The following is a 21,992-nucleotide window of genomic DNA, read 5'->3' on the forward strand; positions in this document are numbered from 1 at the left end:
CGTCACCGGCCATGCGCCTTCTGTACCGACTCGGCGGTCTCAGCGTGGTCGTCGCCGCACTGACCGTGATCACCGCCGTCCAAATGACGCTCATCGTCGTCGGCAACATCACCGACTTCGGCACGAACCAGGAGTTCGTCCAGCACGTGCTGGCCATGGACACCACGTTCCGCTCGCCGGACACGATGTGGCGTGCCATCGAGAGTCCCGGACTGGCGAACACGGCCTATCTGGCGATCATCGTCTGGGAGGCGCTCTGCGCGCTCGTACTGCTCGCCGCCTGCGTCGCCTGGGTGCGGGCGTTCACCGGGCGCGCGCCGGGTGAACGCGCACGGCGGCTGGCGAGCCTCGGCTGGCTGATGCAGCTGGTGCTGTTCGCCGGCGGGTTCCTGGTGATCGGCGGCGAGTGGTTCCAGATGTGGCAGTCCGAGAAGTGGAACGGGCTGGAGTCCGCTCTGCGTAACGTGCTTGTCGCCGGCGTGGCGCTGGTACTGGTGCACCTGCCGGAGCGACGTCGGGAGGCTTGAGCGTCAGCCGAGCTCGGCCCTGGGGCCGTCCGGGCGGCGCCGCCGTCCCTCGACGACCCGGTGCGCGGCGGCCGCGATCTCCTCGTCCGCCACGGCGCGGTCGCCGTCCGCGGTCACCACGTGCACCAGCGGGTAGATCTCCCTGCCAAGGTCCGGGCCCATGGTCGCGGTGTCGCCCTCGGCGGCGTCGTACAGCGCTTCGAGCGCGACCGTGAGCGCGTCCTCGGCGCTGAGCTCGGCGTGGTGCAGCTTCTTCAGGCTGCCGAGGGCGAAGATCGAGCCGGAGCCGATCGAGTGGTAGCCCTCGTGCTCCTCGCTCATCCCGCCCGCCGGGTCGTAGCTGAAGATCCGGCCGATGCCGGCCTCCGGGTCGTAGCCGGCGTACAGCGGGACGACGGTGAGGCCCTGCATGGCGAGGTCGAGGTTGCCGCGCACCATGCCGGCCAGCTTGTTCGCCTTGCCCTGCAAGGAGAGCGCGACGCCCTCGATCTTCTCGTAGTGCAGCAGCTCGACCTGGAACAAGCGGGCCATCTCGAACGCCAGCGAGGCGGTGCCGGCGACGCCGACGCACGAGTATTCGTCCGCCGTGTAAACCTTCTCGCCGTACCGGTAGCCGATCACGGTACCGCTGGTCACCTGGCGGTCGCCCGCCATCAGCACGCCGCCGGCGAACCGGAACGCGACGATGGTGGTGCCGTGCGGCACCTGCGCGGCGAACTGGGTGGCGGAGCCGTTCGCCCATGGCAGGGCTTCCGGCCGGCACTGGGCCAGCAGCTCGGCGAAGGACGAGGTCGGCGACGACATGAAGGTCGCGAACTGGTGCCGCCCGTCGCTGGAACCTGTGGCCATCGAGTACGCCTCCCGCTCGTCCGGTTACCCGTTGCTCCCACCCTAGCCGAGACGTTGTCGCGGGCGACCACGCTAGTCCTCGATCGCCGGTGCCAGCGCGTGCAGCAGCAGATCAGCGAACTGCTCGCCGACCTGCTGCGGGGACAGTGTGCCGTCCGGCTGGTACCAGCTGTCCAGATGGTGCACGCCGCCGAAGAAGTTGTGGGTCGCGATGTCGGCGGAAACGTTGCCGCGGAAGACGTTCGCCCGCTGGCCCTGTTCGATCAGGCCGCGGAACAGCTCGTGGTAGCGCCGCCGTTCGGCGCGGATCTCGGCGCGCTTGGCCGGGTCGAGCAGGTGCATGGAGCGGAAGAAGACCACCGCGTCGTCCCGGTGGCGCACGGTGGTCACGACCACGTCCACCACCGCCCGGTGCAGCCGGTCGGCGACTTCGGCGTCCCCGCCCGCGATCCGCTCCAGCCGTTTCAGCTGCATCGCCAGCATCCGGTGGTAGATCTCCACCAGCAGGTCCTCTTTGGAACCGAAGTGGTGGTACATCGCACCCTTGGTCACCCCGGCCGCCTGCACGATCTCCTGCACCGAGGTGTTCTCGAACCCCTGGTCGGCGAAGAGCCTGGACGCCACCGCGACCAGCCGCACGGGCAGCGGAGCGGACTCGTCCGCCGACGGCTTTCCGGTGGCCATTCGCCTCACCTTCCCGAGCTGCCCGGTGACAGCGTCAATGCCTACTCTAGCCAAGGTACCGACTGGTCGGTATGGTGCGATACCGGTGCCGCGGGTACCGAATACCGTGGGCTGGAAGGCGGTGCACGTGAGTTTCAACCTGGCCACCATCCTGCGCGAGTCGGCCATCGCCACGCCGGAGAAGACCTGCCTGTACTTCCTCGGCCGCGAGATCCGGTACGCCGAGCTCGACGAGCTGTCCACCCGGTTCGCCCGTGGCCTGCGGGAAGCCGGCCTCGGCCGCGGCGACGTGCTCGCGCTGTCGCTGCCCAACCTGCCCGAGTTCGTGATCGCCTACTTCGGCGCGCTCAAGGCGGCGGTTACCGTGATGCCGTTGAACCCGCTGCTCAAAAGCGACGAGATCGTTTACCACCTGACGGACTCGGGTGCCCGGCATCTGGTCGCTTTCGAGTCCTTCGCGGCCGAGGCGCGGGCGGCCGCGGACGCCGTGCCGGGCACCGTCGTGCACGTGGTGCCGGTCCCCGGCGGGCCACCGCCCGATGGCGCGCGGCGGTTCGCCGACCTGCTGCCGGAACATCCGTCGGATCCGGTGGCGGAGCAGGTCCGCGGCGAGCCGGAGCCCACCTCGGCCGACGACGTCGCGGTGCTGCTTTACACCAGCGGCACCACCGGACGCCCCAAGGGCGCGGAGCTTTCGCATTTCCAGCTCTACATGAACTGCACGGTCTCCGGTGAGCTGTTCGGCCTGGAGCCCGACGACATCGCTTTCGGTGCGCTGCCGCTGTTCCACGTTTTCGGACTGTCCAGTGTGCTCAATGTGGCGGTCCGCTACGGCGGGGCGGTTTCGCTGCTGCCGCGGTTCGAGCCCCAGGAGGCGATCGAGCGGATCGCCGCGGACGGGGTGAGCGTGCTGCTCGGCGTGCCCACGATGTACCTCGGGCTGCTTGGTGCCGACCGGACCGGCCTCGACCTCGGCAGGCTGCGGATCGGCACCTCGGGCGGCGCCTCGCTGCCGGGCGAGGTGCTGCGGGCCTTCGAAGAGGCGTTCGGCATCGTGATCCTGGAGGGCTACGGCCTCTCCGAAACCGCGAGCACGGCCACCTTCAACCGCAGCGCGGCGGACCGCCGGGTGCTCTCGGTCGGCAAGCCGGTCTGGGGCGTCCAGCTCCGGGTGGTCGACCAGGACGATCGCCCGCTGCCTCGTGGCGCCGACCAGATCGGCGAGGTGGTGCTGCGCGGGCACAACGTGATCGCCGGGTACCACCGGCGCCCGGAGGCCACCGCGGAGGTGTTCGGCAACGGCTGGTTCCACACCGGCGACCTCGGCTACCTGGACGAGGACGGCTATCTGTTCATCGTGGACCGCAAGAAGGACCTGGTGATCAGGGGCGGGCTCAACGTCTACCCGCGCGAGGTGGAAGAGGTGCTCTACACCCATCCCGCGGTCGAGGAGGCCGCGGTGATCGGCCATCCCGACCCCAGGCTGGGGGAGGAGGTCGGTGCGGTCGTCTCGCTCAAGGTCGGCGCGACGGTGACCGAAGAGGAGATCAGCGCCTTCTGCAAGGAGCGCATGGCGGCGTACAAGTACCCCCGCGTGGTCCGTTTCGTCGACCAGCTACCGAAGGGGCCGTCGGGCAAGATCCTCAAGAAGGAGCTGAGGAGGACATGAACCGGGACGTGGTCGAAACCGTGCGCGGGCCGGTCCCGGTGGCCGAGCTCGGCACCACGTTGATGCACGAGCACATCTTCGTGCTCACCCCGGACAGTCAGGCGAACTGGTGTCGTGACTGGGACGAAGAGGCGCGGGTGGCCGACGCCGTGCTCCGGCTGCGTGAGCTGCGGGCGAGCGGGGTGCACACGATCGTGGATCCCACCGTCGACGGCCTCGGCCGGGACGTGTCGCGGGTGTGCCGGATCGCCGAGCAGGTGCCGGGGCTCAACATCCTGGTGGCCACCGGGATCTACACCTACAGCGATGTGCCCGGCTACTTCTCGCACCGTGGTGTGCTGCCCGGCGAGCCGGAACCGATGGTCGAGCTGTTCGTCCGCGACATCACCGACGGCGTCCAGGGCACCGGGGTCAAGGCCGCCCTGCTCAAGTGCGCCATCGACGAGCACGGCCTGACCGCGGGTGTGGAACGGGTGCTGCGGGCGGTCGCGAAGGCGCATCTGGAGACCGGGACGCCGATCATGGTGCACACCCATCCCGGGTCGCGGACCGGGCTCGACGTGCGCCGCGTGCTCGGCGAGGAGGGTGTCGACCCGGCCGCCGTCCAGCTGGCGCACAGCGGGGACAGCGCGGACGCGGACCATCTCGCGGAACTGGCCGACGACGGCTACCTGCTCGGCATGGACCGGTTCGGCATCGAGGTGGTGCAGCCCTTCGAGCAGCGCGTCGCCATCGTGGCGGAGCTGTGCCGCCGCGGCTACGCGGAGAGCATGGTGCTCTCCCAGGACGCGTCCTGCTACATCGACTGGGTGCAGCCCGAGTTGCTGGCCGCCATGCCCGACTGGCACTACCTGCACGTACTCCGCGATGTCGTGCCCGCGCTGCGCGAGCGCGGCGTCGAGGAGCGGGACCTCACCGCGATGCTGGCCGGCAACCCGCGCCGGTGGTTCGCCCGATCCCGAACATGAGTACCGAACATCAGTACCGACCAGAAACCCGACGAGAACAGGGAGTCCCTTGAGCACCGGCACCGAGTTGACCAACCACCAGTTCCGGCTCGCCGCGCGACCGTCCGGCCTGCCGAAGCCCACCGACTGGGAGTACCGCGCCCAGCCGGTCGCCGGGCCGGCGGACGGCGAGTTCCTGGTCGAGATCTCGCACCTGTCGCTGGACCCGGCCATGCGCGGCTGGATGAACGCGGGCAAGTCCTACATCCCGCCGGTGGAGATCGGCGAGGTGATGCGGGCCGGCGCGATCGGCAGGGTGATCGAGTCAAGGAACCCCCGGTTCGCGGTGGGCGACCACGTGTCCGGCACCTTCGGGGTGCAGGAGTACGCGGTGTCCGACGGCCGTGAGGTGCGGAAGGTGGACCCCGACGTGGCGCCGCTGGCGACCTACCTCGGCGCGCTCGGCATGCCGGGGATGACCGCGTATTTCGGGCTGCTGGACATCGGGCGGCCGAAGGCGGGGCAGACCGTGGTGGTCTCCGGCGCGGCCGGTGCGGTCGGCAGCGTCACCGGCCAGATCGCCAAGATCCACGGCTGCCGGGTGGTGGGCATCGCCGGCGGGGCGGAGAAATGCCGGCTGCTGACCGACGAGCTCGGTTTCGACGCGGCCATCGACTACAAGGCCGAGGACGTCAAGGCGGCGTTGCGCGAGCACGCCCCGGACGGGGTGGACGTCTACTTCGACAACGTCGGCGGCGACATCCTGGACACCGTGCTGACCCGGCTCGCCCGTGGCGCGCGCATCGTGATCTGCGGGGCCATCTCGCAGTACAACAACACCGAGCCGGTGCGCGGCCCGGCCAACTACATGTCGCTGCTGGTGCACCGCGCTTCGATGACCGGCATGGTGGTGTTCGACTACGCGGACCGGTTCCGCGCGGCCTCGGCGGAGATGGCGGGCTGGCTGGCCGACGGGCGGCTGAAGGTCCGCGAGCACGTGGTGGAGGCCGGGCTCGAGGCCTTCCCGGACACCCTGCTGAGCCTGTTCTCCGGGGACAACGTCGGCAAGCTCGTGCTCAAGATCCGGGACTGAGCGAGGCTCCCCGTCGAGGCCGTTTATTCGGGCATTGTCTATTCGGGCATTGTTTATCGGGCACTGTGACCTTGGCCGGCTCGCACCGGCCGGCCGAAGGGCAGACACTGGAGGTCCGTTTCGGCCGAAAGGACTGATATGCCCGGTGATCCCACCATGCGTTCCTGGCGGGTCGCCCGTCCCGGCCCGATCGCTTCGGCACCGCTGCTCGCGGTGCGCGATCCGGTCCCGCACCCGGGGCCTGGCGAACTGCTGCTGAAGGTGCTGGCCTGCGGGGTGTGCCGCACCGACCTGCACGTGGCCGAGGGCGACCTGCCGGTGCACCGCCGCGGCGTGATCCCGGGGCACCAGGTGGTGGGCGAGGTGGTCGGGATCGGCGACGGTGCGGGCGGGCGGTTCGCGGCCGGTGACCGCGCTGGGGTGGCCTGGCTGCGCGGTACCTGCGGGCAGTGCCGCTATTGCTCGGCGGGCAGGGAGAACCTCTGCCCGGACTCGGTGTACACCGGCTGGGACGCCGACGGTGGCTACGCCGAGTTCGCCACCGTGCCCGCCGCCTACGCACTCCGGCTGCCGGACCGGTACTCCGCCGTCGAGCTGGCTCCCCTGCTGTGCGCCGGGATCATCGGCTACCGGGCACTCCGGCTCGCCGAACTGCCCGAGCACGGCAGGCTGGGCATCTACGGGTTCGGCGCGAGCGCGCACCTCGCCGCGCAAGTGGCGATCGCGGGCGGGGCCGAGGTGCACGTGATGACCAGGGACGCCGAGGCAAGGCGGCTGGCCATGGACCTGGGCGCCGCCTCGGCGCAGGGCTCGTACGACCCGCCGCCACAGCCGCTGGACGCGGCGATCCTGTTCGCGCCTGCCGGTGAGCTGGTGCCGCCCGCGCTGGTGGCACTCGACCGCGGGGGCACGCTGGCCGTCGCGGGCATCCACCTCACCGGCGTGCCGCCGCTGGACTACCAGCGCCACCTGTTCCAGGAGCGGGGGCTTCGCTCGGTCACCGCGAACACCAGGACCGACGCCGCCGAGTTCCTCGAGTTCGCGGCGGTGCACCCGTTGCGGGTCACGACCGCCGAGTACCCGCTCGGCAACGCCGACGGCGCGCTGCGCGACCTCGCGGGCGGCTGGGTCACCGGCGCCGCGGTGCTGGTGCCCTGAGCTGCCGCCGAACGGGCTATTGCCGATCACCCCGCCGACCCGAAATCCTCAGCTCGGCGGATTCGGTGGGTGGGGAGGCCCTGGATGAGCGGGTTCAGCAGGAGAACGTTCGCGGGCGGGATGCTGGGGACCGGGATCGGCATGACGCTCGGCGCGGTGCCCGCCGCGGCGAGCCGTTCCGGACGGCGGGTCGCGGTGCTCGGCGGCGGTGTCGGCGGGCTGACCGCCGCGCACGAGCTGGCCGAGCGCGGCTTCGAGGTCACCGTGCACGAACGCAAGGCATTGGGCGGCAAGGCACGCAGCATCCCGGTGCCCGGCAGCGGCACCGGTGGCAGGCCGGATCTCCCCGGTGAGCACGGTTTCCGGTTCGTGCCGGGCTTCTACCAGAACCTGCCGGACACCCTGGGCCGGATTCCGCTGCCCGGCGGCGGCACGGCACTGGACAACCTGGTGACCGGCACGCAGGAGCTGGTCGCGGTACCCGGCAAGGCGCCGATCCGGCTGCCGAACTCGTTGCCGATAAGGCCGGACCCGCAGTTCATCCGCTCGCTGCTCAGGTTCTTCGCCACGTCGATGGTGAAGGTGTCGCCCGCCGAAGCGGACTTCTTCGCGGAGAAGATCGTGGTGTTCCTGACCAGCGGCCCCCGGCGGCGGCTCGGGCAGTGGGAGCGAATGTCCTTTTCGGACTACACCGCGGCCGGGCGGATGTCCGAAGTGTACCGAGAGCTGCTGGTGGACCTGTTCACCGAGACACTGGTCGCGGCGAACCCGGCCAAGGCGAACACCCGCACCATGGGCGCGATGGGGGAGGCCTGGCTCTACGCGATGGCGGGCCTCGGTTCCGGGCGGCCGCCGGACCAGCTGCTGAACGGCCCGACCGGCAGCGCCTGGCTCGAGCCGTGGACGAACCTGCTGTCCGGGCTCGGGGTGCGGTTCGAACTGGGGCATACGGTCGTCCGGCTCGACTGCCACCGCGGCCGGATCACCGGTGCTTGGGCCATCGACGGCCGGGGGCGGCCGCACTGGATCAACGCCGACTACTACGTGCTGGCGGTACCGGCCGAACGGGCCGCGAGGCTGCTCGATCGCCGCATCCTGGACAGCGCCCCGGAACTCGCCGGGGTGACGCGGTTGCAGACCGACTGGATGAACGGCATCCAGTTCTTCCTGCGTGAGCGGCGGCCGATCAACCACGGCCACGTGGCATACGGGTACAGCCCGTTCGCGCTCACCTCGATCAGCCAGGCGCAGTTCTGGAACCACGACCTCGCCGGTTACGGGGACGGCACGGTGGCGGACGTGCTCTCGGTCGATGTGTCCAACTGGAACCAGCCCGGCGTGCGCTACGGCAAGACAGCCAAGGAGTGCACCCGCCAGGAGCTCATCGACGAGGTGCTCGCGCAGATCCGGGGGAGCCTGACGGACGGCGCGTCGCTGCTGCCCGACGAGATCGTGCACAGCGTGGCGGTGGATCCGGCGATCACCGGGCACGGCACCCCGGCGGTGGCCAACGACGAGCCGCTGCTGATCAACACCCCCGGTTCGTGGCAGGATCGGCCGACGGCGGTCACCGGGATCCGGAACCTGTTCCTGGCCGCGGACTACGTCCGTACCGACATCGATCTTGCCACCATGGAAGGCGCCAACGAAGCGGGAAAGCAGGCGGCCGCTGGAGTTCTGGCCGCCGCCGGGTCCACTGTGGACCCACCGGTGCTGCACCGGCTGTACCGGCCACCGGAGTTCGAGCGGTACTACACCGCCGACGACCAGCGCTACGACCAGGGCCTGCCCAACGAGCTGGACCTGCTCGACCCCTACTGGCCCTAGCGGACGCCGCGGGGGCGGAACTGGATGCTGATCCGGGGCCCGACCGGCCTCGCCGTCTTGGGCACGGCGTGCTCCCAGGTGCGCTGGCAGGAGCCGCCCATCACGATCAGGTCGCCGTGCCCCAGCGCGTGCCGGACGGTGCGGCCGCCGCCGCGGGGCCGCAGCAGCAACGGCCGCGGCGCGCCGACCGAGATGATCGCCACCATGGTGTCCTCGGTGGCGCCGCGGCCGAGGGTGTCGCCGTGCCAGGCCACGCTGTCCCGCCCGTCCCGGTAGTAGCACAGGCCGGCCGTGCGGAACCGTTCGCCGAGCTCGGCCGCGTAGTGCTCGTCGAGCGCGGACCGCGCGGCGTCCAGGATCGGCGCGGGCAGGGGATCGTGCTCGCGGTAGAAGCTCAGCAGCCGCGGCACCGCAACCACCCGCTCGTACATCTGCCGCCGCTCGGCCTGCCAGGGCACGGTGCTGGCCAGGTGCTCGAACAGCTCGTCGGCGCCGGTCAGCCAGCCGGGCAGGACGTCGATCCACGCGCCGCGGCCGAGCACGGTGCGCCGGACGGCGTCCAGCGAGCCGAGCCCGGCCGCGCCGCCCTCGTCGAACAGGGAAGCTTGCAGAGCCATCGACATGCGCCCGAGCCTACCCGATGATCGAACGCCTGTTCGAGTGTTGTGTCGGCGAACGCGTCAGAAGGTGGCGATCGGGTTGACCGGGCTGCCGGACGTGCCGGCGAAGCGGATCGGTGCGACTGCGAGGTGGAAGTCCCACTGGCCGAGTTCGGCGGCCGTCGTCGCGCACTCCTCCAGATCGCAGTTGTCGAGCAGCCACAGACCCATCGCGACGAGGCTCACGGCGTGCACCGGCATCAACACGTCCTCGTACCCCGACGGCTGAACGTCTTGCGGGGTGTCGGCGGCGATCAGCGCGACCTCCCGTTCGTGCAGCCACGGCAGGCAGGACGCGTGCCAGCCGGCTTGCGTGAAGCCTTGTGTCGCACCGGCCTCGTGCCGGTGGCGGCCATAGCCGGTCCGCAGGAATACCGCATCGCCGGATCGCACCCGAACACCCTGGCGACGCTCGGCCTCCTCGAGATCTTCGGGAAACACGCCCTGTCCCGGTTCCAGCCACGGCACATCGCGGACCTTCGCGACGTCCAGCAGCACACCCCGCGTGATGATCCCGTTCGCCGCCGCCGTGACGGCCGCCCACGCCGATCCCGTTTCGGCGTCGACCAGCGAGTGCGACCGCCCGTTGTACATCGCGCCGTCCCAGAAGATGTGGCACGGCGAATCGACGTGGGTGATGGTGTTGCCGTGGAACATGATGCCGAGCTGTTCGTTCGAGAAGCCCCACCGTCGGTCGTTGCGGAATCCGGGCACCGGCATGTTCTCGGCTCCCGGCATGTCGGCGGCGCACGGGCACGAGGTCGTCGACCGCTCCATTTCCCCCGGCACGACGACTTCCCAGCCGCATGACACGCTCCTGCCGTGCCGCACGGCCCGCGCCGCAGCCAGCCGAACGTCGTCCGTGATGTGGTTCAGCGTGCCGAGTTCGTCGTTGTCGCCCCACCGTCCCCAGTTCGACAGCGTGTTGAAGTACCCGAGCACTTCGTCCTGCGTTGGCATCGGCCGCTCTGCCGTCATTCCTGCATCAACTCCTCCGGTCACGCGGTTGGAGGCTACCGTTTCGACAAGCGGTTGCGGACCACAAGCGGGAGGAGCCCCATGCTGACGCAGGTCGCGGAGGGTGTGCTGATCCACCAGAGCGAGTTGCTCCAGAACAACACCGTTGTCGTGCAAGGCAGGGCCGGCGTGTTGCTCATAGACCCCGGGATAACCGGCGGTGAAATGGCCTGCCTGGCGAACGACCTTCGCCAGTCGGGTCAGCCCGTGGTAGCAGGCTTCTCGACGCATCCTGATTGGGATCACGTGCTCTGGCATGCGGAACTTGGCGAAGCGCCTCGCTACGGTACTGCCCGCTGTGCGGCTTTCATGCGAGATGTGCTGTCGAACGCGGACTGGAAGGCCCGCGCCGCTGAAGGGTTACCGCCGGAGATCGCCGACGAAACACCGCTGGACCTGTTCGGCCTCATTACCGGCCTGCCCGCTGAAACCGCGCGGATTCCTTGGGATGGCCCCATGATCCGGATCATCGAGCATCCGGCCCATGCCCAGGGCCATGCGGCGCTGGTGATCGAAGAACGCGGGGTTCTCGTCGCCGGCGACATGCTCTCCGATGTCCTGGTTCCGATGCCCGACCTGGATGCCGCGAATCCGATCGAGGACTACCTCGTCGGGCTGCGGCTGCTCGAGGGCGTGGCGGACGATGTTGATGTCCTCATCCCCGGTCACGGGTCCGTCGGCAGAGGTGATCAGGTACGCGCGAGGATCGAACAGGATCGTGCGTACGTGCACGCCCTACGTGACGCCCAGGTTCCCGACGACCCGCGGATCGGCGCATCGGCCAAGCCTGGCTGGGAGTGGATGAGCGACGTGCACGAAGGGCAACTCCAGAGCCTCGCCCAGAAAGGTGTGCGTTGACGCGAGAAACCGTCAGTCGTCCTTGTGGCTGACGATGTTGATGACGTTGCCGTCCGGCGCGCGGACGAAGAACCTGCGCACTCCCCACGGCTCGGTGGTCAGCGGATGAACGATCTCGAAACCGCGTCGCTGCGCCTCCTCGTACGCCGCCTCGACCTCATCGCCGACATGAACGGAGATCACCGAGTCGACCGGTGCGGTCGCGTCCTTGGTGACCAGTTGGACGATCGCGCGGCCATCCGGGGATTGCAGGTTGGCGACCCAGCCCAGGTCGAATCCTTCGGCGCTGAGGCCGAGATAGTCCATGTAGAACTTGCGGGCTTCGGCCATGTCGGGAACCGCCAGGTTCGCGGTGACGCCAGTCGGGTGCATCGGGCAACTCCTTCGGCTAGAGGGGACCGTTCATTCTCGTGCCGGTCCCCGGCGCCGGTCCAGTGTCGATCACGAAGCACCCCAACGGGGGAGCCGTGGCATCAGCCGCCCGTCCGGTCGCCGAGGTCGAAGCTCAGCTGGGCGCCTGGCCGTTCGCTGCCGAGGTCGAGCACATCGCGGGCGTGGTGGCCGCAGCGGCGGCAGTTCACCGGCTCGTCCGTGCTGTGCAGTGCGTCCACATCGAAACCGGCCACGCCGACGTGGCAGGCGGGCAGCGGGAACTCGAACCCGCCGAGCCCGCGCGCCCACGAGACGGCGTGCACCTTCTTCGACCGGCGCACGGTGAGATTGCGCCTGTTGAAGGCCGTGCGGCACCGCCGGCTGAAGTCCTCCAGCCAGTTCGACGTGACGTCCCGCGTACTCGTGTCCACGTGGTCAGTCTACCAGAGAATCGAACACCTGTTCTAGCTATCCCAGCTGGTCGCGGCGGCGGGTCAGGGAGGCGGACTCGGCGGTGTTGCCGGCCAGCTCGATGGCTTTGTCGTAGGCCGCGCGCGATTCCTGGCTGCGGCGCAGCCGGCGCAGCAGGTCGGCGCGGGTGGCGTGGTAGGCGTGATAGCCGGCCAGTTTGTCCCCGAGACGGTCGACGGCCGCCAAGGCCACCTCCGGGCCGTCGACCTCGGCGACCGCGATGGCCCGGTTGAGGGCGATCACCGGCGACGGGTCGAGGCGGACGAGCTGGTCGTAGAGGGCGACGACCTGCGACCAGTCGGTGTCCCGTACGTCGAGGGCGGAGGTGTGCACGGCGTTGATCGCCGCGAGGATCTGGTACCGACCCGGAGCCACCCCGGTGGCGAGTCGTTCGCGCACCAGCCGATGCCCCTCGGCGACCAGCGCCGCGTCCCAGGCCCCGCGGTCCTGCTCGTCGAGGGTGACCAGTTCGCCGCTGGTCGAAACCCGGGCGGTGCGGCGGGCTTCGATCAGGAGCATCAGCGCCAGCAGCCCGGCCGCCTCACCGTCCGCCGGCAGGAGGGCGCGGATCAGCCGGGTGAGCCGGATCGCCTCGGCGGTCAGGTCGTGCCGTACGGGATCGGTGTCCGGGCCGGTCGCCAGGTAGCCCTCGTTGAAGACGAGGAAGAGGACGGCGAGCACGCCGGAGACGCGTGCCGGGAGATCCTCCGCGGACGGCACCCGGTAAGGGATGCGAGCCGCCTTGATCTTGGCCTTCGCGCGGGTGATCCGCTGCCCCATGGTGGTCTCGGCCACCAGGAAGGCACGGGCGATCTCGGGCACGGTCAGACCGCCGACCATGCGCAGCGTCAGTGCCACGCGGGTTTCCATCGCGAGCGCCGGGTGGCAGCAGGTGAAGATCAGCCGGAGTCGCCCGTCGTCGATGGGGTCGGGAGGCTCGAACGGGTTGTCGTCGTCGTACACCAGCTGAGCCTCCTTCTGCTTGTCGTCGCGCTTGTTCTCGCGCCGGATCCGGTCGATGGCCTTGCGGTTGGCGGTGGTGGTCAGCCAGGCGCCGGGATTGGCGGGTACGCCGTCGGACGGCCACCGCGCGACGGCGGTCGCGAACGCCTCGGCCGCCGCCTCCTCGGCGATGTCGAGGTCACCGAAACGTCTGGCCAGTGCGGCGACCACGCGGGCCCACTCCTCGTGGTGTGCGCGGGTGATCGCCGCCTGGATGTCGGTCGCGCTCACCGGAACGGCCGCACCTCGATCTTCCGGTCGCAGACCTTCGACGCCTCGGTGGCGAGCTTGAGCGCCACATCCAGATCGGGGACCTCCCACACCCAGACGCCGGCGAGGTACTCCTTCGACTCCACGAAAGGCCCGTCGGTGAACAACGCCTCGCCGCCCCGGTTGTCGATCACCGTGGCCGCGTCGGTGTCCGCGAGTCCGCCCGCGAAAACCCAGTAGCCCTCGGCGATCAGTCGCTCGTTGAACGCGCTGATCGCAGGCAGCCTGTCCGTGCTGCCGGGATTGCTCTTGTCGTCGATCACGGAAACCAGATACTGCATTTGAAGATCATCTCCTGTGGTTGCGCGTGCTTCAGCTTGCGTACTGCGGGCGCCCTGCGGGCCGGTAGGTCTGGATCGTCACGCCACCCGAGGTGGCTCGCGAGCCGACCAGTTCAAGTGCGGTGTCCGGGCCGGTGGCAGGGTAGAGCCGCGTGCCCTCGCCGACGACAACGGGATAGGTGAGCAGGACGAGCTCGTCGACGAGCTGGTGGTTGAACAGCCAGCGGACCAGGCTGCCGCTGCCGTGCACCTGCAGCTCGCCGCCCGGCCTGGCCTTCAGCTCGCGGATGGCGGCCGCGATGTCACCGGAGAGGACGGTCGTGTCCGCCCATTGCGGGTCGGTGAGCGTGGTCGATGCCACGTACTTGGGCCGTGCGTGCAACGCCGCCGCGATCGCGCTCTGGCTCGGATCTTCCATCGCTCCCCAGGAGCCGGCGAAGATCTCGTAGGTCCGCCGTCCGAACAGGAACGCGTCGGTGCGCTGATAGACCTCGCCGAGGACCGTCTCGACCTCGTCGTCGAACAGCGGCAAGGCCCATCCGCCGCGCTCGAAGCCGCCACTGCGGTCCTCCTTCGCCCCGCCGAGTCCCTGCATCACTCCGTCGACGGAGATGTTCGTGATGGTCGTCAGTTTCATGGTCGCGGTTCCTTCTGCTCGGGGGCGCCCCTCGTCGGCGGCCACTCACCCCTGCTACGAACGCCCCTGCCCCGATCCGACACCGCCTCCCGGATTATTTTCGAAGATTCACTTCCTCAGCCGAAGGCGGCGGCGCGTGCGTTGGCCTGGCACCGTTCCTCGTGCCTGGCCGTCCAGCCGAACCGCTCGCCGAGCCGTTCGAACTCGCGGGTCACCGTGGTGTCCGAGACGACGTGCGCGTCGGTGCTGATGGTGACCGCCAGTCCGGCCGCCAGCAGCCGGTCTGCCGGGTGCTCGGCCAGGCTCGCCACCGCCCTGGTCTGCACGTTGCTGGTCGGGCACATCTCCAGCGCGATCCGGTCCCGGCGCAGGCGCTCCAGCAGGGCCGCATCCTGCGCGGCGCGCACCCCGTGGCCGATCCTGGCCGCGCCGAGCACGTCGACGGCCTCCCACACGCTTTCCGGGCCCGCCGCCTCGCCGGCGTGGATGGTGATGGCCAGACCCGCGTCGCGGGCCGCGTCGAAGGCGGCCAGCTGCGGGGTGCCGGGACACCGTTCGTCGCCTGCCAGGTCGAGTGCCACCACCCGGTCCCGATGCCGGATCGCGGTCTCCGCCACGCGCTCGCCGACCGACGGCTGCTGCTGGCGAAGGCAGCAGAGCAGCAGCCCGGTGCGGACACCGGTTTCGGCGCGTCCGGCGGCGAGACCGTCCGCCACTGCCAGCACCGCGTCGTCCATGCTCATGCCGCGCGCTTCGTGCTGCTGCGGGGCGAACCGCACCTCGCCGTAGCCGATCCCGTCCCGGTGCCAGTCGTGCACCAGTTCGCGGGCGGCGCGGTGCAGGGCGTCCGGGGTCTGCAGCACCGCGATGGTGAGGGCGAAATAGCCGATGTACTCGGGCAGGCTGGCGCACACGGGCGGGGCGACCACCGACTCCTCGACCGGCCGGGTGAGCGGAATCCCTTGTGCCGCGGCCAGTTCCGCGATGGTGCCCGGCCGGACCGAGCCGTCCAGGTGGCAATGCAGCTCGCAGCGGGTGTTCATGATGGCAGCACCGTCTTTCCCAGCGTTTCGAACAGGAACTCGCGGAACCCCAGCCGGTCCACCCGGCGCACCAGGGTCAGGTTCGGCGCCGGCGCGGTCCGGCGCCGGTCGACCAGGGTCTGCCCGCGTGTCTCGTCGCCCAGCGCGACCCGCAGCGACACCGTCTCCCGTGCCAGCACCAGCCCGGGACGCAGCACCGTGGCCATCGCGACCGGGTCGGGCAGGTCGTAGCCGTCGAGCCCGGTCACCGCGCTCGCCCACTCCGCGACGCGGCGGTTGATGCGGTCGGCGAAGGTGCCCAGCGGGGTACCGAGTTCGCGCAGCCGCCGCTGGTCCTCGTCCGACAGCACGGCGTCCTGCCGCGAGACGTCCCAGCCAATCCAGGTGACCAGCTCCGGTTCGGCTGCCCCGGCCACGATCTCCGCCGCCTCCGGATCGGCCCAGGCGTTGAACTCCGCGGCCGGGCTGACGTTGCCGACCGCGTCCGGCGCGCCGATCATGCAGTACACGCCGCGGAACTTTCGCAGCAACTCCCGATCGCGCACCACCGCGGCGGCGAGGTTCGTCAGCGGTCCCAGTGTCACCAGGGTGAACTCGCCGGGATGGTGCAGGGCAAGGGAGAGCAGCACGTCCGCGGCGTGCTCCGGCTTCGGCTCCGAAGCGGGCTCGGGCAGGTCCGTGTCGCCCATGCCGTCCGCGCCGTGCACGACCTCGGCCGTGCCGAGCGGCCGCAGCAGCGGACGGTCGCAGCCGGGATGCACCGGCACCCGGCCGGCGCCGGCCAGTTCGAGGGTGATCAGCGCGTTGCGGGTGGCCAGCGGGAGTGGCACGTTGCCGGCCACCGTGGTCACCGTGTGCAGCTCGAACCCGTCGTCGAGCGCGGCGAGCAGCAGGGCGACCGCGTCGTCCGAGCCGGTGTCGGTGTCCACGATCAGCTTGTGCATGGCGCCCCTTCGATCTAAACGATTAGACTCAGCATCGGGTCCGGCCCGCGGCGGTGTCAAGGAGGTTTGCATGGCGACGACCATGGCCGAGGTCGCACGGCGGGCGGGCACGTCCGTGGCGGTGGTGAGCTACGTGCTCAACGACGGCCCGCGCCCGGTCGCCGCGGAGACAAGGGCGCGCGTGCTCAAGGCCGCCGAAGACCTCGGCTACCGGCGCAACCGGATCGCGGCCGCGTTGCGTTCGGGTTCTTCCGGACTGGTCGGCGTGGTGCTGCCGGACGCGGTCAACCCGTACTTCGCCGCGCTCGGCCGCGAGCTGGAGAAGGCGCTCACGGCGGTGGGGAAGCTGACCGTGGTCGCGAACTCCGCCTTCGACCCGGCCCGGCAGTCCGATGCGGTGGAAGGGTTTCTGGCCGCGCAGGTGGACGGGGTCATCGTGGTCTCCGCCGGGGGTGACGAGGATCCGGTGGCGCGGGCACGCGCGGCCGACACCCCGGCCGTCTACCTGCACCACCGCCCGCCGGGGTCGGCCGCCGTGCTGGTCGCCCCGGACAACGCGGCCGCGACCGTCATGGCCGTGGAGCATCTCAGGTCGCACGGGCACGAGCGGATCGCCTTCCTCGCCGGGCCGGACGACCACGGCCCGGTCGGCCGGCGGCTGGCCGGCTGGCGGGCGGCGGCGACCGGGGGAGCGTTGCTGCGCAGCGAGTTCACCCGTGCCGCGGCCGCGCGGCTGACCGCCGGGCTGATCGCGGAGAACGAGCTGCCGCGGGCGCTAGTGGTGGCCACCGACGAACAGGCCATCGGGGTGCTCGCCGCGGCCTGCGCGGCGGGCGTCGGCGTGCCGGGCGAACTCGCGCTGGTCGGCTGCGACGGCACGCCGGACGCCGAGTTCACCGCGCCTTCGCTCACCGTCACCGCCCAGCCACTGTCCACAATGGCCGGACACGCGGTACGGCGGCTGCTGGGTGCGCCGCCGGAGGAGGAGCGGCTGGTGGCCGAGCTGGTCCGGCGGCGTAGCTGCGGCTGCCCGCAGCCGCAGCTTCAGTAGACGGACTCGAGCAGGTCCAGCAGCTCGGTCTCGGTGGGCAGCACCGGGCTGTTCGCGCTGACCGGGTCGGCCAGCGCGGTCGCCGCGATCGACGGCAGCAGCGCGCGCTCGGCGCCGAGGTCCTGCAGCCGCCGTTTCACGCCGAGCGTGCCCGCCAGCTCCCGCACCGCGCCGACCGCGGCCGTCGCCCAGCCGCCGTCCGCGGTGCCTGCCGGGGTGACCCGCATCGACATGGCGACCTGCTCGTAGGCCGGTTCCGCGGCGGCGGCGCTGAAGGTCATCACCTCCTCCAGCACCGCGGCCAGCGCGATGCCGTGCGGGGTGCCGGTGTGCGCGGTCAGCGCGTGCCCGATGCCATGCACCAGGCCGAGCCCGGACAGCGTCAGCGCCTGCCCGGCCAGGTGCGCCCCCAGCATCAGCTGCGCGCGTGCCTCCAGGTCGCCGCCGTCCGCGTAGGCCGTGGGCAACCAGCGGCTCACCATCGCCACCGCGTGCCCGGCGTAGGCGGCCGAAACCGGGTTCGCACCGCGGGAGGCCAGCGACTCGATGCCGTGCACCAGAGCGTCGAAGCCGGTGGCCGCGGTGATCGGGGCCGGCAGGCCGAGGGTGAGCGCCGGGTCGAGCACGGCGATCCGCGGTTTCACCGAAGCGTTGCCGAGATAGACCTTGCGGCGTCGGCAGGTGTCCTCCAGCACGCCGAACCCGTTGGTCTCCGCCCCGGTGCCGGCGGTGGTCGGTACCGCCACCACCGGCAGGCCGTCCGTGGTCAGTTCGGCAGCATCGCTTGCGGCGGCCGCCGGATTGCCGGCGAGCAGCGCGATGGCCTTCGCCGCGTCGAGCGCGGAACCGCCGCCGAGCGCGAGCACCACCGCGTCGCCGAACTCGCGGGCGCGCGCCGCGCCCGCGTCCACCGTGCCGGTGTCCGGATTGGGCGCCACCTCGTCGAAGATCTCGTGCTCCAGCCCTGCCGCGCCGAGTGCCCTGCTCACCCGGTGCACGATCCCGGTGGCGCCGAGGCCGCGGTCGGTGACCACGAAGACGCGCCGCGCGCCGAGCCCGGTGATCAGCGAGGGCAGCCGGTCGGCACCGCCGGCGCCGAACTCGATCCGGCAGGTGGGATCGAGTTCGAGCCGCCGTCCCGCGACGGTCCCGCCAGGGAGCGCGGTCATCCGAGTGCCACCCAGGTGGTCTTGAGCGCGGTGTAGGAGTCCAGCGCGTGCAGCGACTTGTCCCGGCCGGAGCCGGTGGCCTTGAACCCGCCGAACGGGGTGACCACGTCGCTGGCGTCGAAGGTGTTGATCCAGACCGTGCCGGCCCGCAGCCGTTTCGCCACCCGGTGCGCGGTGCCGATGTCCCTGGTCCACACCGACGCGGCCAGGCCGAAGTCGGTGTCGTTGGCCAGCCGGACTCCTTCATCGGCGTCGCCGTCGAAGGAGATGACCGCCAGCACCGGGCCGAAGATCTCCTCCCTCGCCACTACCGATTCGTTCCGCACACCGTCCAAAATGGTCGGTCGCACCGGGCCCGATTCCTGGCCACCGCAGACGATCGTCGCGCCCTCTTCGACACCTTTGCGGACATAGCCGCGCACCTTCCGCACCGCGGCGGCGTCCACCAGCGGGCCCAGCGTGGTGGCCGGGTCGAGCGGGTCACCGGCCACAAAGGACTCATCGAGCACGGCAACGATCCTGGCGAGCAGCCGGTCCTTGACCGAGGAGTGCACGATCAGCCGGGAACCGGCGTTGCAGGTCTGGCCGGCGTTGTAGCAGATTCCCCACGCCACGGCCGTCGCGGCGGCTTCGAGGTCGGCGTCCGGCAGCACGAGCTGCGGCGACTTGCCGCCCGCTTCCACGGCCACCTGCTTGCCGTTGGACTGCCCGGCGCAGACCTGCAGGAAACGCCCCACCTCGACCGAACCGGTGAAGGCGATCTTGTCCACGCCGGGATGCCGCCCCAGCGCCTGCCCGGCGACCTCGCCGCGGCCGGGGACCACGTTCAGCACCCCGTCCGGCAGCCCGGCTTCGGTACCGAGCCTGGCCAGCAGCAGCGCGGCCAGCGAGGTCTGCTCGGCCGGTTTGAGCACCACCGAGTTGCCCGCCGCCAACGACGGCCCGAGCTTCCAGGAGCTGATCAGCAACGCGTAGTTCCACGGCACGATCGCGCCGACCACACCGAGCGGCTCGCGGGTGATCATGGCGAGCGCGTCCGGCGGGGTGGGCGCCAGCTCGTCGTAGCTCTTGTCCACGGCTTCGGCGTACCAGGCGATCGTGTCGGCCGTCCCGGCCGCGTCCACCCGCACCGACTCGGTGATCGGCTTGCCCATCTCCAGGGTGTCCAGCAGCGCCAGCTCCCCGGCGTGCTGCCGGATCAGCTCGGCCCAGCGCAGCAGCACCCGCTTGCGCTGCCTCGGCGCGAGCCCGCACCAGCGGCCGTCCTCGAACGCCGTGCGTGCTGCCAGCACCGCGCGGTCGATGTCCGCCTCCCCGCCGGCGGCGACCCTGGCGAGCACCGAGCCGTCGCGGGGTGAGGTGGTCTCGAAGGTCTCCCCGGAGCGGGCATCGACGAACGCGCCGTCGATGAACGGCCTCGTCTCCGGGCGGAGCGCGCTCGCCGCGGCGAGCCACTGGTCGTAGGTCCGGCTCGTGTTGTCGGTGCTGGCGGTGCTAGTCACGGGATCCTCCAGCGTTCCACGGCTTCGGGGTCGAGTTCGGCGCCGAGCCCTGGCACCCGCGGCACCTCCACCGCGCCGGCCGAGTTGATCGTCACCGGGGCGGTGAGCATGAAGTCGCGCCGCTCCGGTGTCCAGCCCGGCGGGTCGTAGGGGAACTCGAAGTACGGCCCGCCGCCGACCCCGGCGCTCACTTGCAGGTTGGCCAGCAGCCCGATGCCGTTGGTCCAGCTGTGCGGGGTGAACCGGCGGTGCTTGAGGTGCGCGAGCTCGGCCAGCGTCCTCGCCCGGTGCATGCCGACCGCCAGCACCACGTCCATCTGGTACACGTCCAGCACGTCGTTTTCCAGGTAGTGCAAGAGATCCTGGACCGAGTGCTGCATCTCGCCAGCGGCAAGGCGAACCCCGGGGTTGTCCGCGCGCAGGGCCCGGAACCCGTCGAGGTCGCCGTAGGGGAGCGGCTCCTCGACCCAGCACACGTCCAGTTCGGCCAGCCGCCGCACCAGCCGCCGGGTGGCGGCCAGCTCGGTGGCGTCGGCGGTGTCGCCGGCCATCCGCCAGGACTGGTTCAGGTCCACCATGATCTCGAACTCCGGGCCGAGCCCGGCCCGGACCGCGGCCACCGTCGCGATGCCCTCGGCGATCCGGTTCCGGTCGATCCGGATCTTCATCGCCCGGAACCCGGCCGCACGGGCCGCCAGCGCGGCTTCCACCCGTTCCTCCGGGGACTTCACCTCCGCCGTGGACGCGTACGCGGGCAGGGCGCGGGCGGAGTTGCCGAACAGCGCGGCGACCGGCAGCCCGGCCACTTGGGCGATGATGTCCCACAGCGCGGCCTCCAGCGGCCAGTACCGGCCGCCGTGGAAGTTCGCGGTCTCGATCGCCCGCACATGGCGCATGATGTCCAGCGGGTCCCGGCCGAGGAACAGCTCCCGGTAGGCCTCGAACCCGGCCATGGTGTCACCGGAGCCGATGCCGGTGACGCCGTCATCGGTGTGCACCCGGACGATCGTGGCGTCGAAGTGCCGTCGCGGCTCCGGGTCCCAGGCCGCCCGCAGGGGCGGGTCCAGGTCGAGCCGGAGCCGGTCGAGGGTGATGTCGGTGATCTTCATCGGTGCAGGAACGTAGGAGCGTGATGGGAAGGTCGGCAAGCGAATCGGGTCAATCGCAACCGGAGTTGCGGCCGCGGCAACCAGGACACGGCCTGCGCCGCGACGTCGGCTTACTCGAAGCGCTGGCCTCAGAAGAGGCACAGCGGGCCGGCGGGCTCGGCGTGGTGGGGCTCGCGCGGCTGACCGGCCGGGAGAAGAGCCAGGTGTCCAGGGCGCTGCGGGCGCTGGCCGAAGAGGGCCTCGTCGAGCGGGACCCGGACACCCTCGAATACCGGCTCGGCTGGCGGCTGTTCTCCCTGGTGGCCAGGACCGCGGAGAACCGGCTGGTGCGCGCCGCCGAGCCGGTGATGCACGCGCTGTCTGCGGAGCTGGAGGAGACCAGCCACCTGTGCGTGCTGCGGGACCGGGAGGTGCTCACCGTGCTGTCGGTCTCCGGGCATTCCTTCCGGGTGCACGACTGGGAGGGCCGCGGGGTCCCGGCCGCCTGCACGTCGGCAGGGCGGGTGCTGCTGCTCGGTGCCACGCCGGACGAGTTGTACGTGCGGTTCGGCGCGACGGACGACCTGCCCGCGCTGTGGTCGCGGATCCGGCAGGCGGGTCGCGACGGGTACGCGAGCGTGCGCGAGGAGTTCGAGGACGGGCTGGCCGGGGTGTCCGCGCCGATCCGGGACTTCCGCGGCCGGGTGGTGGCCGCGCTCAACATCTCCGCCCCGCTGGAACGGATCGGGGACCGGCTGGGACTGGCGGGCAGGGTGACCGCCCGCGCCGCGGCGGCCATCTCCGGCCAGCTCGGGGCCGCTGTATAACGACCTATACGGCGCGGCGTTGAACATCTGATCGTTTCGCTGGCTCA

Annotated in this window: 23 protein-coding genes; 9 read left to right on the top strand and 14 right to left on the bottom strand. The window is 70.9% G+C overall.

Annotated features, from left to right (window positions below):
• The first annotated feature begins 11 nt into the window (after positions 1-11).
• Positions 12-527, top strand: a complete 516-nt coding sequence (locus tag AMYNI_RS0135480) for a DUF2165 domain-containing protein (protein ID WP_020672865.1) — start codon at positions 12-14, stop codon at positions 525-527.
• Between the two features lie 3 nt (positions 528-530).
• Here the strand turns inward: AMYNI_RS0135480 and prcB are convergent, their stop codons facing one another.
• Together prcB and AMYNI_RS0135490 are read right to left on the bottom strand one after the other, a co-directional pair.
• Positions 531-1,376 (bottom strand): proteasome subunit beta, encoded by an 846-nt coding sequence (gene prcB / locus AMYNI_RS0135485; RefSeq protein WP_020672866.1) that lies wholly within the window; start codon positions 1,374-1,376, stop codon positions 531-533.
• A 72-nt stretch (positions 1,377-1,448) separates the two neighbouring features.
• Entirely contained in the window at positions 1,449-2,060 is a 612-nt protein-coding gene (locus AMYNI_RS0135490; protein WP_020672867.1) for a TetR/AcrR family transcriptional regulator, read from the bottom strand.
• A gap of 127 nt (positions 2,061-2,187) precedes the next feature.
• On the opposite strand from AMYNI_RS0135490, the gene AMYNI_RS0135495 reads away from it, so the two are divergent.
• From AMYNI_RS0135495 to AMYNI_RS0135515, 5 genes are all read left to right on the top strand, one after another.
• Positions 2,188-3,729: a long-chain-fatty-acid--CoA ligase gene (locus AMYNI_RS0135495; RefSeq protein ID WP_026361345.1), complete on the top strand. Its 1,542-nt coding sequence runs from the start codon at positions 2,188-2,190 to the stop codon at positions 3,727-3,729.
• Positions 3,726-4,697, top strand: a complete 972-nt coding sequence (locus tag AMYNI_RS0135500; RefSeq protein ID WP_020672869.1) for a phosphotriesterase family protein — start codon at positions 3,726-3,728, stop codon at positions 4,695-4,697. Before AMYNI_RS0135495 ends, AMYNI_RS0135500 begins: the two co-directional genes overlap by 4 nt.
• A gap of 49 nt (positions 4,698-4,746) precedes the next feature.
• The gene (locus AMYNI_RS0135505; RefSeq protein ID WP_020672870.1) at positions 4,747-5,769 is read left to right on the top strand and encodes an NADP-dependent oxidoreductase; all 1,023 of its coding nucleotides are present in this window, start codon (positions 4,747-4,749) and stop codon (positions 5,767-5,769) included.
• A gap of 156 nt (positions 5,770-5,925) precedes the next feature.
• Positions 5,926-6,927 carry a zinc-binding alcohol dehydrogenase family protein gene (locus tag AMYNI_RS0135510; protein ID WP_026361347.1) on the top strand — a complete coding sequence of 334 codons (1,002 nt, stop codon included), beginning with the start codon at positions 5,926-5,928 and terminating at the stop codon, positions 6,925-6,927.
• Between the two features lie 84 nt (positions 6,928-7,011).
• Positions 7,012-8,754, top strand: a complete 1,743-nt coding sequence (locus AMYNI_RS0135515) for a hydroxysqualene dehydroxylase (RefSeq protein ID WP_040406182.1) — start codon at positions 7,012-7,014, stop codon at positions 8,752-8,754.
• Here AMYNI_RS0135515 and AMYNI_RS0135520 read toward each other — a convergent pair.
• Positions 8,751-9,377, bottom strand: coding sequence for an alpha-ketoglutarate-dependent dioxygenase AlkB (locus AMYNI_RS0135520; protein ID WP_020672873.1), 627 nt, complete (start codon positions 9,375-9,377; stop codon positions 8,751-8,753). The genes AMYNI_RS0135515 and AMYNI_RS0135520 overlap by 4 nt on opposite strands.
• A 57-nt stretch (positions 9,378-9,434) precedes the next feature.
• Positions 9,435-10,391, bottom strand: a complete 957-nt coding sequence (locus AMYNI_RS0135525) for a cyclase family protein (protein ID WP_245574087.1) — start codon at positions 10,389-10,391, stop codon at positions 9,435-9,437.
• Positions 10,392-10,472: 81 nt separating this feature from the next.
• On the opposite strand from AMYNI_RS0135525, the gene AMYNI_RS0135530 reads away from it, so the two are divergent.
• Positions 10,473-11,288: an MBL fold metallo-hydrolase gene (locus tag AMYNI_RS0135530; protein ID WP_020672875.1), complete on the top strand. Its 816-nt coding sequence runs from the start codon at positions 10,473-10,475 to the stop codon at positions 11,286-11,288.
• Positions 11,289-11,300: 12 nt separating this feature from the next.
• Here AMYNI_RS0135530 and AMYNI_RS0135535 read toward each other — a convergent pair whose 3' ends face one another.
• The 7 genes from AMYNI_RS0135535 to AMYNI_RS0135565 all read right to left on the bottom strand — a co-directional run bounded on the left by AMYNI_RS0135535 (position 11,301) and on the right by AMYNI_RS0135565 (position 16,308).
• Complete coding sequence (locus AMYNI_RS0135535; protein WP_020672876.1) at positions 11,301-11,660, bottom strand: VOC family protein; 360 nt, start codon at positions 11,658-11,660, stop codon at positions 11,301-11,303.
• A gap of 101 nt (positions 11,661-11,761) precedes the next feature.
• Positions 11,762-12,091: a hypothetical protein gene (locus AMYNI_RS47565; RefSeq protein WP_020672877.1), complete on the bottom strand. Its 330-nt coding sequence runs from the start codon at positions 12,089-12,091 to the stop codon at positions 11,762-11,764.
• Positions 12,092-12,128: 37 nt separating this feature from the next.
• Positions 12,129-13,364 carry an RNA polymerase sigma factor gene (locus AMYNI_RS0135545; RefSeq protein ID WP_020672878.1) on the bottom strand — a complete coding sequence of 412 codons (1,236 nt, stop codon included), beginning with the start codon at positions 13,362-13,364 and terminating at the stop codon, positions 12,129-12,131.
• The gene (locus tag AMYNI_RS0135550; protein WP_020672879.1) at positions 13,361-13,684 is read right to left on the bottom strand and encodes a YciI family protein; all 324 of its coding nucleotides are present in this window, start codon (positions 13,682-13,684) and stop codon (positions 13,361-13,363) included. The genes AMYNI_RS0135545 and AMYNI_RS0135550 overlap by 4 nt, the downstream gene beginning before the upstream one ends.
• Before the next feature lie 31 nt (positions 13,685-13,715).
• The gene (locus AMYNI_RS0135555; RefSeq protein WP_020672880.1) at positions 13,716-14,321 is read right to left on the bottom strand and encodes a dihydrofolate reductase family protein; all 606 of its coding nucleotides are present in this window, start codon (positions 14,319-14,321) and stop codon (positions 13,716-13,718) included.
• 116 nt (positions 14,322-14,437) lie between these two features.
• Positions 14,438-15,364 (bottom strand): adenosine deaminase, encoded by a 927-nt coding sequence (add, locus tag AMYNI_RS0135560; RefSeq protein ID WP_020672881.1) that lies wholly within the window; start codon positions 15,362-15,364, stop codon positions 14,438-14,440.
• On the bottom strand, positions 15,361-16,308 hold the full coding sequence (locus AMYNI_RS0135565; RefSeq protein WP_020672882.1) for a nucleoside hydrolase: 948 nt from the start codon (positions 16,306-16,308) through the stop codon (positions 15,361-15,363). Before AMYNI_RS0135565 ends, add begins: the two co-directional genes overlap by 4 nt.
• Before the next feature lie 70 nt (positions 16,309-16,378).
• On the opposite strand from AMYNI_RS0135565, the gene AMYNI_RS0135570 reads away from it, so the two are divergent.
• The gene (locus AMYNI_RS0135570; RefSeq protein WP_020672883.1) at positions 16,379-17,359 is read left to right on the top strand and encodes a LacI family DNA-binding transcriptional regulator; all 981 of its coding nucleotides are present in this window, start codon (positions 16,379-16,381) and stop codon (positions 17,357-17,359) included.
• On the opposite strand, the gene AMYNI_RS0135575 is transcribed toward AMYNI_RS0135570, so the two are convergent.
• From AMYNI_RS0135575 to AMYNI_RS0135585, 3 genes are read right to left on the bottom strand one after another with little or no spacing between them, the layout of a single operon-like run.
• Positions 17,353-18,528: an iron-containing alcohol dehydrogenase family protein gene (locus AMYNI_RS0135575; protein WP_020672884.1), complete on the bottom strand. Its 1,176-nt coding sequence runs from the start codon at positions 18,526-18,528 to the stop codon at positions 17,353-17,355. The genes AMYNI_RS0135570 and AMYNI_RS0135575 overlap by 7 nt on opposite strands.
• The gene (locus AMYNI_RS0135580; RefSeq protein WP_020672885.1) at positions 18,525-20,030 is read right to left on the bottom strand and encodes an aldehyde dehydrogenase; all 1,506 of its coding nucleotides are present in this window, start codon (positions 20,028-20,030) and stop codon (positions 18,525-18,527) included. Before AMYNI_RS0135580 ends, AMYNI_RS0135575 begins: the two co-directional genes overlap by 4 nt.
• A complete protein-coding gene (locus tag AMYNI_RS0135585; protein WP_020672886.1) occupies positions 20,027-21,139 on the bottom strand; it encodes a mandelate racemase/muconate lactonizing enzyme family protein in 1,113 nt (370 codons plus the stop codon). Before AMYNI_RS0135585 ends, AMYNI_RS0135580 begins: the two co-directional genes overlap by 4 nt.
• A 23-nt stretch (positions 21,140-21,162) precedes the next feature.
• Here AMYNI_RS0135585 and AMYNI_RS0135590 point away from each other — a divergent pair, with 23 nt between their 5' ends.
• Positions 21,163-21,945: an IclR family transcriptional regulator gene (locus tag AMYNI_RS0135590; protein WP_040406185.1), complete on the top strand. Its 783-nt coding sequence runs from the start codon at positions 21,163-21,165 to the stop codon at positions 21,943-21,945.
• Positions 21,946-21,992 lie beyond the last annotated feature (47 nt).

The sequence above is a fragment of the Amycolatopsis nigrescens CSC17Ta-90 genome (assembly GCF_000384315.1).
Lineage (GTDB): Bacteria > Actinomycetota > Actinomycetes > Mycobacteriales > Pseudonocardiaceae > Amycolatopsis > Amycolatopsis nigrescens.

Excerpts from the sequence above, each read along its gene's own strand:
- AMYNI_RS0135575 (WP_020672884.1), bottom strand. The coding sequence starts at position 18,528 with ATGACCGCGCTCCCTGGCGGGACCGTCGCGGGACGGCGGCTCGAACTC.
- AMYNI_RS0135535 (WP_020672876.1), bottom strand. The coding sequence starts at position 11,660 with ATGCACCCGACTGGCGTCACCGCGAACCTGGCGGTTCCCGACATGGCC.
- AMYNI_RS0135500 (WP_020672869.1), top strand. The coding sequence starts at position 3,726 with ATGAACCGGGACGTGGTCGAAACCGTGCGCGGGCCGGTCCCGGTGGCC.
- AMYNI_RS0135590 (WP_040406185.1), top strand. The coding sequence starts at position 21,163 with ATGGGAAGGTCGGCAAGCGAATCGGGTCAATCGCAACCGGAGTTGCGG.
- AMYNI_RS0135520 (WP_020672873.1), bottom strand. The coding sequence starts at position 9,377 with ATGTCGATGGCTCTGCAAGCTTCCCTGTTCGACGAGGGCGGCGCGGCC.
- AMYNI_RS0135490 (WP_020672867.1), bottom strand. The coding sequence starts at position 2,060 with ATGGCCACCGGAAAGCCGTCGGCGGACGAGTCCGCTCCGCTGCCCGTG.
- AMYNI_RS0135510 (WP_026361347.1), top strand. The coding sequence starts at position 5,926 with ATGCGTTCCTGGCGGGTCGCCCGTCCCGGCCCGATCGCTTCGGCACCG.
- add (WP_020672881.1), bottom strand. The coding sequence starts at position 15,364 with ATGAACACCCGCTGCGAGCTGCATTGCCACCTGGACGGCTCGGTCCGG.
- AMYNI_RS0135555 (WP_020672880.1), bottom strand. The coding sequence starts at position 14,321 with ATGAAACTGACGACCATCACGAACATCTCCGTCGACGGAGTGATGCAG.
- AMYNI_RS0135480 (WP_020672865.1), top strand. The coding sequence starts at position 12 with ATGCGCCTTCTGTACCGACTCGGCGGTCTCAGCGTGGTCGTCGCCGCA.
- AMYNI_RS0135515 (WP_040406182.1), top strand. The coding sequence starts at position 7,012 with ATGAGCGGGTTCAGCAGGAGAACGTTCGCGGGCGGGATGCTGGGGACC.
- AMYNI_RS0135550 (WP_020672879.1), bottom strand. The coding sequence starts at position 13,684 with ATGCAGTATCTGGTTTCCGTGATCGACGACAAGAGCAATCCCGGCAGC.
- AMYNI_RS0135585 (WP_020672886.1), bottom strand. The coding sequence starts at position 21,139 with ATGAAGATCACCGACATCACCCTCGACCGGCTCCGGCTCGACCTGGAC.
- AMYNI_RS0135525 (WP_245574087.1), bottom strand. The coding sequence starts at position 10,391 with ATGACGGCAGAGCGGCCGATGCCAACGCAGGACGAAGTGCTCGGGTAC.
- prcB (WP_020672866.1), bottom strand. The coding sequence starts at position 1,376 with ATGGCCACAGGTTCCAGCGACGGGCGGCACCAGTTCGCGACCTTCATG.
- AMYNI_RS0135565 (WP_020672882.1), bottom strand. The coding sequence starts at position 16,308 with ATGCACAAGCTGATCGTGGACACCGACACCGGCTCGGACGACGCGGTC.
- AMYNI_RS0135570 (WP_020672883.1), top strand. The coding sequence starts at position 16,379 with ATGGCGACGACCATGGCCGAGGTCGCACGGCGGGCGGGCACGTCCGTG.
- AMYNI_RS0135530 (WP_020672875.1), top strand. The coding sequence starts at position 10,473 with ATGCTGACGCAGGTCGCGGAGGGTGTGCTGATCCACCAGAGCGAGTTG.